Here is a 7,888-nt window from a genome sequence, read left to right as displayed (position 1 = left end):
AAATCTTTGACATTTTTAAGATGCCTTAAAAATGTATTATCTCGTATTAGCATATCTTTCGATATGTTATCCGTGTGTATAGGGCAGGTTACCCACGCGTTACTCACCCGTCCGCCGCTAAGATTAAAAAGCAAGCTTTTTAATCTCCGCTCGACTTGCATGTGTTAGGCACGCCGCCAGCGTTCATCCTGAGCCAGGATCAAACTCTTAAATAAAATTTAAAGTTTGTCAGTACTCAGTAAACTGACTTTTTGTTTGTTTATTCCGAAAATCACTGTTGTGATTTATTTATAACCTACTGTTTAATTTTCAAAGTTCATTTATTTCTTTCGTGTGTTTCGTGTTTGCCTCGTTGTTGAGGACAAATAATAATATATCACCTTTAAAACATTTCGTCAACACTTTTATATATATTTTTTTGATTTTTTATTTATTTAGCTATTTTATCAGTATAATTCGATGTTTTAGAATATTGGTCTTTGTAAGATTCTCTTCTTTTTCTTTTTACTACTTTATTTGTTTTTATATCAGATAAAGCATTGAAATAAAGAAACATCATTACTTGGGTTACAAGAGATACTATACATATTAAACATATCCAATTTATTAACATCTCACTCCCTCTTTTCATATATATCCATATTGTTTAATCTAAATTTTCACATTCTATATTACATTCTATATAATATCATACTTTCCTCTATTAATTCACCTTCAAATTTCAACATTTTGCATCATTTGTTTCATTTGATAAAAAAGTCCCAGACTTTATTAGAGTCTGGGAGTGTATATATGCCTATTCTTCTATATTATCTGATTTATCTACTATTGGTTTCATAGTCGGGAATAGTATTACATCTCTTATAGAACTTGAGTTAGTTAAAATCATCATAACTCTATCTATTCCTATTCCTAATCCACCTGTAGGAGGAAGACCTACTTCTAATGCATTTAAGAAGTCTTCATCTAGCATATGCGCTTCATCATCTCCTAATTCTCTTTGTCTTAATTGATCCATAAATCTTCCTCTTTGATCAATAGGGTCATTAAGTTCAGAGAATGCATTAGCTATTTCCCAAGTGTTTACAAACGCTTCGAATCTATTTGTTATAGATGGATCTTCCGGATTACGTTTAGCAAGAGGAGATACTTCAACTGGATGATGAGTTATAAATGTAGGTTGAATTAAGTGCTTCTCTGCATATTCTTCAAATAAATCATTTATGACATGTCCTCTAGTCATTTCTGGTTTTATTTCTATTCCTTTTTCTTTTGCTACTTTTACAGCTTCTTCATTTGTTTTGATTTCATCAAAATCAACTCCAGCGTACTTCTTTACTGCTTCTTGCATAGTCATTCTATTCCATGGCGGAGTAAAATCTATCTCAGTTCCTTGATAGTTAACCTTAGTAGTACCTAGAGCCTTCTGAGCAGCATATGCAACTATATGTTCAGTCATTTCCATCATGTCTTTATAATCAGCATATGCTTCGTATAATTCTATACAAGTATACTCAGGATTGTGCTTTATAGACATTCCTTCATTTCTAAACATTCTACCCATTTCATATACTTTTTCAAATCCACCTACTATCAATCTTTTTAAGTACAGTTCATTAGCTATTCTTAAGTACATATCTATGTCTAAAGTATTGTGATGAGTTATAAATGGTTTAGCAGATGCTCCCCCAGCTATAGTGTTAAGTATTGGTGTATCAACCTCTAAGTATCCTCTATTATCTAAATATTCTTTGATAGCTTTTGTAGCCTTATTTCTTATTAAGAAAGCTTTCTTAACTTCAGGATTAACTATTAAATCTACATATCTTTGTCTATATCTTAAATCAGGGTCCTTAAGGCCGTGGAATTTTTCTGGAAGTATTTGAAGAGATTTGCTTAAAAGCTTCACTTCATTTGCCTTTACAGATATTTCTTCTTTTTTAGTTTTGAAGACTTCACCTTTTATTCCAACTATGTCTCCTATATCATAAGTTACAAATAAGTCATAATCTTCTTCGCCTATTCTATCTTTTCTTACATAACATTGGATTCTTCCGTCTTGATCTTGTATATCAATAAAAGATGCTTTCCCTTGAACTCTTTTACTCATTAAACGACCTGCTATTGAAACTTCTTTTCCTTCCATTTCTTCAAAGTTATCTTTTATGTCAATACTATGATGAGTTAAGTCGTATTTTTCTACTTTAAAAGGATTTTTATTCATCTCTTGAAGTTTTGATAATTTTTCTCTTCTTATTTTGAGCATCTCATTTAAATTTAATTCTTCAGTCATTTAATTTACCTCCATATTATCTTTTTATTTCTAGAATTTCGAACTTAGCTATTCCATCAGGAACCTGAACATCTACTGTATCTCCTACTTTTTTTTCTAAAAGAGCTCTTCCAACAGGAGACTCATTAGAAATTTTGAATTCATATGGATCTGCTTCTGCTGAACCTACTATAGTATATTCTACCACTTCATCAAAATCGATATCCTTAACTTTAACTACAGAACCTATAGTTACTATGCTCAAATCTATTTTGCTTTCATCTATGATTACAGCTTTTCTAACCATATTTTCAAGTTTTAATATTCTCTCTTCAAGTTGAGCTTGCTCATTTTTGGCTTCATCGTACTCTGAGTTTTCAGATATATCTCCAAAAGATATAGCTACCTTGATTCTTTCCGCCACTTCTCTTCTTCTTACTGCCTTTAAAAACTCTAATTCATCTTCTATCTTTTTATAACCCTCTTTAGTTAATAACACTTCTTTATTAGTATCCATTTCCCCACATCTCCTTTTTATTCAGATTTATAAAATCCGATTTATTTTAAATTTAGTTATTTAGTAAATCTCTCTTTTATGTTAAATACTGTTTGATTTAAATTGAATATTATTTTAGCATTTGCGAAATATTATAAATTACTATTTTTGCTATGTCAAGGACTCTTCTAAATAAGACGTTAATTTGTCTTTAACTTTATCATAACTTTCAAGTCTATTTATTTCATCTCTGACTTTAGCTGATCCCTTAAGGCCTTTCAAATACCACCCCAAATGTTTTCTCATTTCTCTTATTCCTACATACTCGCCTTTTAACTCTATTGACATATCCAAATGTCTAATAGCTGTAGTTAATTTATCCTGCTTAGTAGGTTCAGGAAGTAATTCACCTGTTTTCATATAATGTGAAACCCTTTTAAATATCCACGGATTTCCCTGCGATCCTCTTCCTATCATTACAGCATCACAATTTGTCTTATTTATCATATCAACAGCATCTTGGGCTTCAAATATATCCCCATTCCCTATTACAGGTATAATAACAGATTCTTTTACATCCTTTATTATATCCCAATCTGCCTTTCCTGAATAGAACTCTTCTCTTGTTCTTCCATGAATGGCTATAGCACTAACACCTGCAGCCTCTGCTATTTTTGCTATTTCAGTAGCATTAATACTATCTTCATCCCATCCTTTTCTTATCTTAACTGTAACGGGCTTTTGAGAATTTCTAACTACTTCTTTTAATATCTGTAATGCAAGTTCTGGCTTTTTCATAAGAGCTGATCCATCTCCATTTTTAACAATTTTAGGAGCAGGACAACCCATATTTATATCAAGTATTTCATTTGGATATTCATTTAATATATATGCAGCCTTTCCCATGTACTCAACTTCTGAGCCAAATATTTGAACATTAACAGGGTGCTCTTTAGGACTTATTTTAAGCATAAATTTTGTATTATCATCATCATAGCAAAGAGCTTTAGCATTTATCATCTCCGTGTATAATAACCCACAATCCATTTCCTTACACAAAAGTCTAAATGGAAGATCTGTAACTCCAGCCATAGGGGCCAAAAAAACTTTATTATCTATATTTACATTTCCAATTTTCATAAAATCACCTTCATCTGCAATTTGTTATTATTTCCTTATAGACAAAAAGAATTGGGCTTTTGACCCAATTCAATTATATCTATTCTTTATTTCTATCGTATATTATTCTAAGACCTTCTAGTGTTAAAAACTTATCTACACAATCTATACTCTGAGATTCTGACGCTATAAGCGTAGATAACCCTCCCGTTGCAACTACCTTTACATTATCACTTTTAAGTTCTGATTTCATCATTTTAACTATATTGTCTACAAGCCCTGCATATCCATATATTATACCTGATTGCATAGCTTCAACAGTAGTTTTACATATAGACATTCCCGGTTTTGTAAGCTCTACTCTAGGAAGCTTTGATGCTTTTTGGAATAAAGCTTCACTAGATATATTTATTCCAGGAGATATAGTTCCGCCTAAATATTCTCCTTTATCAGAGACTGCGCAAAATGTTGTAGCAGTTCCAAAGTCAACCAATATAAGAGCTGTTTTGTATTTTTCATATCCTGCAACAGCATTTACTATTCTATCCGCTCCTACTTGCTTAGGATTATCGTATTTGATATTTATACCAGTCTTTACTCCTGGCCCTACTACTAAAGGTTCTTTTTTACAATAATCTTTCGAAAATTTTTCTAATGCATACATAACATTAGGTACCACAGACGATATTATAACGTCTTTTATATTATCAAATTTAATATTTTCATATTTAAATAAACTATCTATAAGCATCCCATATTCATCAGAAGTTTTATTTTTATCTGTGCTTATTCTCCAATGATGCTTTAATTTTTTCCCCTCATAAACTCCTAATACTGTATTTGTATTTCCTACATCAAATACAAGTAGCATATTATTTACCTTCTTTCTATTTTGATATGAGCTTAAGTCCTCTCATTACACCTGTTACTATTAAAATAGCAACTATCATTTCTGGTATACCATTAGTTATTCCTATTCCCATGATTATCTTACCTACTGAACTTATATCTTGTCCTATAGCCTCAACAAATCTAACTCCATAAAGTAAATAAATCATACAAAGAACTCCAACTGTATTAGTTAATGTTCCTATAGCACCAGTAAACGCGACTGCCAATGTATCGTTTTTTATTATTTTCCTAATTGATGCATAAGAGTAATAAGATACTATACCAATCAATATTCTTGGAACTACAGATACTAACGGATTCCAAAATACAAATGATACTACAGTTGGGCTTGTTATACTCTGTATCATACTAAATATACCGAATATAAGACCTACAATAGCTCCAACCAAAGGACCTTCAATCATAGCTGCAATAATTACTGGTATGTGCATTATAGTAGCCTTAGTAGGTCCTATAGGGATAAATCCTAATGGTGTCATACCTAATACTATAGAAACGGCTCCCAGCATTCCTATAACTGTCATTTTTCTTGTTGATAAACTTTTTGTAGCAATCAATTTCTACACCTCCGGTTCTGGCTCATATAGATGCCAGACTTTTTTAAAATTTTTTCGAATTTATATTAATACGGTCAGACTCCTATTTGGATGTCAGCCATAGCTATTTAATTTTATCAATATTGTATACAAGTTTCAACCGAAAATTTTTAATTATTTAAGTTTTACCCGAAAGCTAAAAGTTCTAAGACTCCACCATCTTAATGCTGGGGATAAGAACTTAACAGCTTCTGGATTAGTTTACCCACAGGGCACTTACGCAGCTAGAAATTCAGATGAAGTAAAAACTCCATCTGAATTAAGTTTCACTTTAAATCCTTATATGCCGGAATGCCTTTTATTGATTCTGCATTTTTTACTGCATTTATTATACTTTGTTCTACTACTTGAGCTGCTAACGTTCCAACTAGGTTTATATCCGCTTGTATTTCTCCTGTTGCCATGGCGAATATAGTATCTCCATCATACATAGTATGTATAGGTGATATAGCCTTAGCATATCCATTGTGAGACATTTGAGCCAATTTACTACATTCAGCCTTATTAAACTTAGCATTAGTAATAACAGCTCCTATAGTAGTGTTTTTCATAGAAAAGTCTTTTGAATTAACCCCAGACTTCATAAGTTCCACAGTATTTGCAAAGTTTTTCTTATCATAGTCCAAACAACCTGCAATTATGCTGCCTCCTTCATATACATCTCCAAATGGATTAACAGCAATTATAGCGCTTACAACCAATCCATTATCAAGCTTTATAGAATGACTTCCTATTCCACCTTTTGTTGCATAATCGATTCCTTTAAACTTACCAATAGTAGCTCCACAACCAGCACCATAATTCCCCTGTTTTAACTCAGTACTTGAAGCCACTTCACAAGCTCTATATCCCATATTATAATCAGGTCTTATAGTATGATCCCCCACATGAAGATCAAACAATACAGCCCCGACTACTATAGGTACCTTAGTCACTCCTACATCAAACCCAATATCATTTTCTTCTAAATATTTAACTACTCCACAAGTAGACTCAAGTCCAAATGCAGATCCTCCAGACAATACTATAGAATGCACCTTATCTACCATGTTTATAGGATTTAAAAGATCAGTTTCCCTAGTCCCAGGTGCTGAACCTCTAACATCAACACCGCAACAAGCGCCTTTTTCAGATATAATCACAGTACAACCTGTAATTCCCTTTAAATCTTCAACTTGACCTATTCTTATTCCATCTATGTCCAATATATTGTTATACATAATTGTGTTCTCCTCTTATAGATACCTCTCCAGATATTAGTTCTTCAATATCATTATTCTCGTTTATTATTACAAGATTACCTTCTTCATTTATATCTATACACTTTACCTTTCTTCTTTTATCACCATTTATTATATATATATTCTTTCCCAATATAGCAGATCTTTCTTTGCATATCATTATACAATTAGACTTATCATTTTCTTGTATATAATTTAAATATAATTTTTCAAACTCTTCTAATATATTCTTTAATATATCTATTCTTTTAACACTATAGCCTTCTTTAAGTATAGAAGTTGCTACACTCTGTATCTCATCAGGAAAATCTATAGTTTTAACATTCATACCAATACCTACTACTATATAATTTATTTTATCTATCTCTGCCCCAAGTTCCGTTAATATTCCACTTACCTTCTTATTATTTACTATAATATCATTTGGCCACTTTATAGACGCGTCTATTTTGAGATTCCCAAGAGCTTTAACAATACTCGCTCCTGCTATTTGAGTTATAAAAGGAGCATTATGTGGATATATATCTGGCTTTAGTATAATACTTACCCATATACCATCTCCCTTAATAGAATGCCATTCTTTACCTCTTCTTCCTCTTCCACTTGTCTGCTCTTCTGAAACAACAATCGTTCCATCAATAAAATCTGTAGCTGATTTCTTAGCATAATCATTAGTTGATCCTATAGTATCAAAATGTATAACCTCTTTACCTATAAATTTTGTATTTAGATCATGTTCTATAACAGCAGTACTTAACAAATCAGGACATCCAATTATCTTATGCCCTTTTTTAGTTATAGACTCTATATTGTAGCCTTGATTCTTTATATTTTTTATATGCTTGCTTACAGCACTTCTTGTTATCCCTAGTTTTTCAGATATATATTCTCCAGATACAAACTCATCTTTATTTTCTAATAGGATTTTGATTATCTCACTTCTCATGTAATCCCTCTTTCCATTTAGTCGTATAGCAAAACTATATCAAAAGAAACTGTGTTTAGAAAGACCCTAAAAGACTTTGATTTTGTTTTACGAACTAATATTAGATTTTAATATCTTATCTACATACTCAAATTTAGATTTAGGCACTTTTATATTATACTGTATATTTTTATAGAAAACTATAATAGTGCAGTTTTGCTTGAAATTTTTTACAGTTACATAGCTAACGGAATTCCTATGCAATTTTCAGAGTTTCAAAAATTTTATTAATAGGTTCACCTTTTATTGCAGCATTGTAAATATTAA

Annotated in this window: 8 protein-coding genes and 1 rRNA gene; all 9 read right to left on the bottom strand. The window is 31.4% G+C overall.

Annotated features, from left to right (window positions below; genetic code table 11):
* A 16S ribosomal RNA gene (locus Tmeso_RS15460) occupies nt 1-215 on the bottom strand; the annotation flags it as partial.
* 215 nt (nt 216-430) lie between these two features.
* Complete coding sequence (locus Tmeso_RS15455) at nt 431-613, bottom strand: hypothetical protein (RefSeq protein ID WP_099192814.1); 183 nt, start codon at nt 611-613, stop codon at nt 431-433.
* A 183-nt stretch (nt 614-796) separates the two neighbouring features.
* Nucleotides 797-2,293, bottom strand: a complete 1,497-nt coding sequence (gene lysS / locus Tmeso_RS15450) for a lysine--tRNA ligase (RefSeq protein ID WP_099192812.1) — start codon at nt 2,291-2,293, stop codon at nt 797-799.
* Nucleotides 2,294-2,309: 16 nt separating this feature from the next.
* Nucleotides 2,310-2,789, bottom strand: coding sequence for a transcription elongation factor GreA (greA, locus tag Tmeso_RS15445; RefSeq protein WP_099192810.1), 480 nt, complete (start codon nt 2,787-2,789; stop codon nt 2,310-2,312).
* A gap of 150 nt (nt 2,790-2,939) precedes the next feature.
* Nucleotides 2,940-3,908, bottom strand: a complete 969-nt coding sequence (dusB, locus tag Tmeso_RS15440; protein WP_099192809.1) for a tRNA dihydrouridine synthase DusB — start codon at nt 3,906-3,908, stop codon at nt 2,940-2,942.
* A 79-nt stretch (nt 3,909-3,987) separates the two neighbouring features.
* A complete protein-coding gene (locus tag Tmeso_RS15435; RefSeq protein WP_099192808.1) occupies nt 3,988-4,758 on the bottom strand; it encodes a type III pantothenate kinase in 771 nt (256 codons plus the stop codon).
* A gap of 16 nt (nt 4,759-4,774) precedes the next feature.
* Entirely contained in the window at nt 4,775-5,356 is a 582-nt protein-coding gene (locus Tmeso_RS15430) for an ECF transporter S component (RefSeq protein ID WP_330400376.1), read from the bottom strand.
* A 305-nt stretch (nt 5,357-5,661) separates the two neighbouring features.
* Nucleotides 5,662-6,615, bottom strand: a complete 954-nt coding sequence (locus Tmeso_RS15425; RefSeq protein ID WP_099192806.1) for a P1 family peptidase — start codon at nt 6,613-6,615, stop codon at nt 5,662-5,664.
* The gene (locus Tmeso_RS15420; RefSeq protein WP_099192804.1) at nt 6,608-7,582 is read right to left on the bottom strand and encodes a biotin--[acetyl-CoA-carboxylase] ligase; all 975 of its coding nucleotides are present in this window, start codon (nt 7,580-7,582) and stop codon (nt 6,608-6,610) included. The genes Tmeso_RS15425 and Tmeso_RS15420 overlap by 8 nt, the downstream gene beginning before the upstream one ends.
* Between the last annotated feature and the right edge of the window lie 306 nt (nt 7,583-7,888).

It is taken from the genome of Tepidibacter mesophilus, assembly GCF_002724055.1.
Classification (GTDB): domain Bacteria; phylum Bacillota; class Clostridia; order Peptostreptococcales; family Peptostreptococcaceae; genus Tepidibacter_A; species Tepidibacter_A mesophilus.
The sequence above is the reverse complement of the archived record's forward strand: the minus strand, read 5'-3'. Positions and strand labels throughout refer to the sequence as shown.

Excerpts from the sequence above, each read along its gene's own strand:
- Tmeso_RS15455 (WP_099192814.1), bottom strand. The coding sequence starts at position 613 with ATGTTAATAAATTGGATATGTTTAATATGTATAGTATCTCTTGTAACC.
- lysS (WP_099192812.1), bottom strand. The coding sequence starts at position 2,293 with ATGACTGAAGAATTAAATTTAAATGAGATGCTCAAAATAAGAAGAGAA.
- greA (WP_099192810.1), bottom strand. The coding sequence starts at position 2,789 with ATGGATACTAATAAAGAAGTGTTATTAACTAAAGAGGGTTATAAAAAG.
- dusB (WP_099192809.1), bottom strand. The coding sequence starts at position 3,908 with ATGAAAATTGGAAATGTAAATATAGATAATAAAGTTTTTTTGGCCCCT.
- Tmeso_RS15435 (WP_099192808.1), bottom strand. The coding sequence starts at position 4,758 with ATGCTACTTGTATTTGATGTAGGAAATACAAATACAGTATTAGGAGTT.
- Tmeso_RS15425 (WP_099192806.1), bottom strand. The coding sequence starts at position 6,615 with ATGTATAACAATATATTGGACATAGATGGAATAAGAATAGGTCAAGTT.
- Tmeso_RS15420 (WP_099192804.1), bottom strand. The coding sequence starts at position 7,582 with ATGAGAAGTGAGATAATCAAAATCCTATTAGAAAATAAAGATGAGTTT.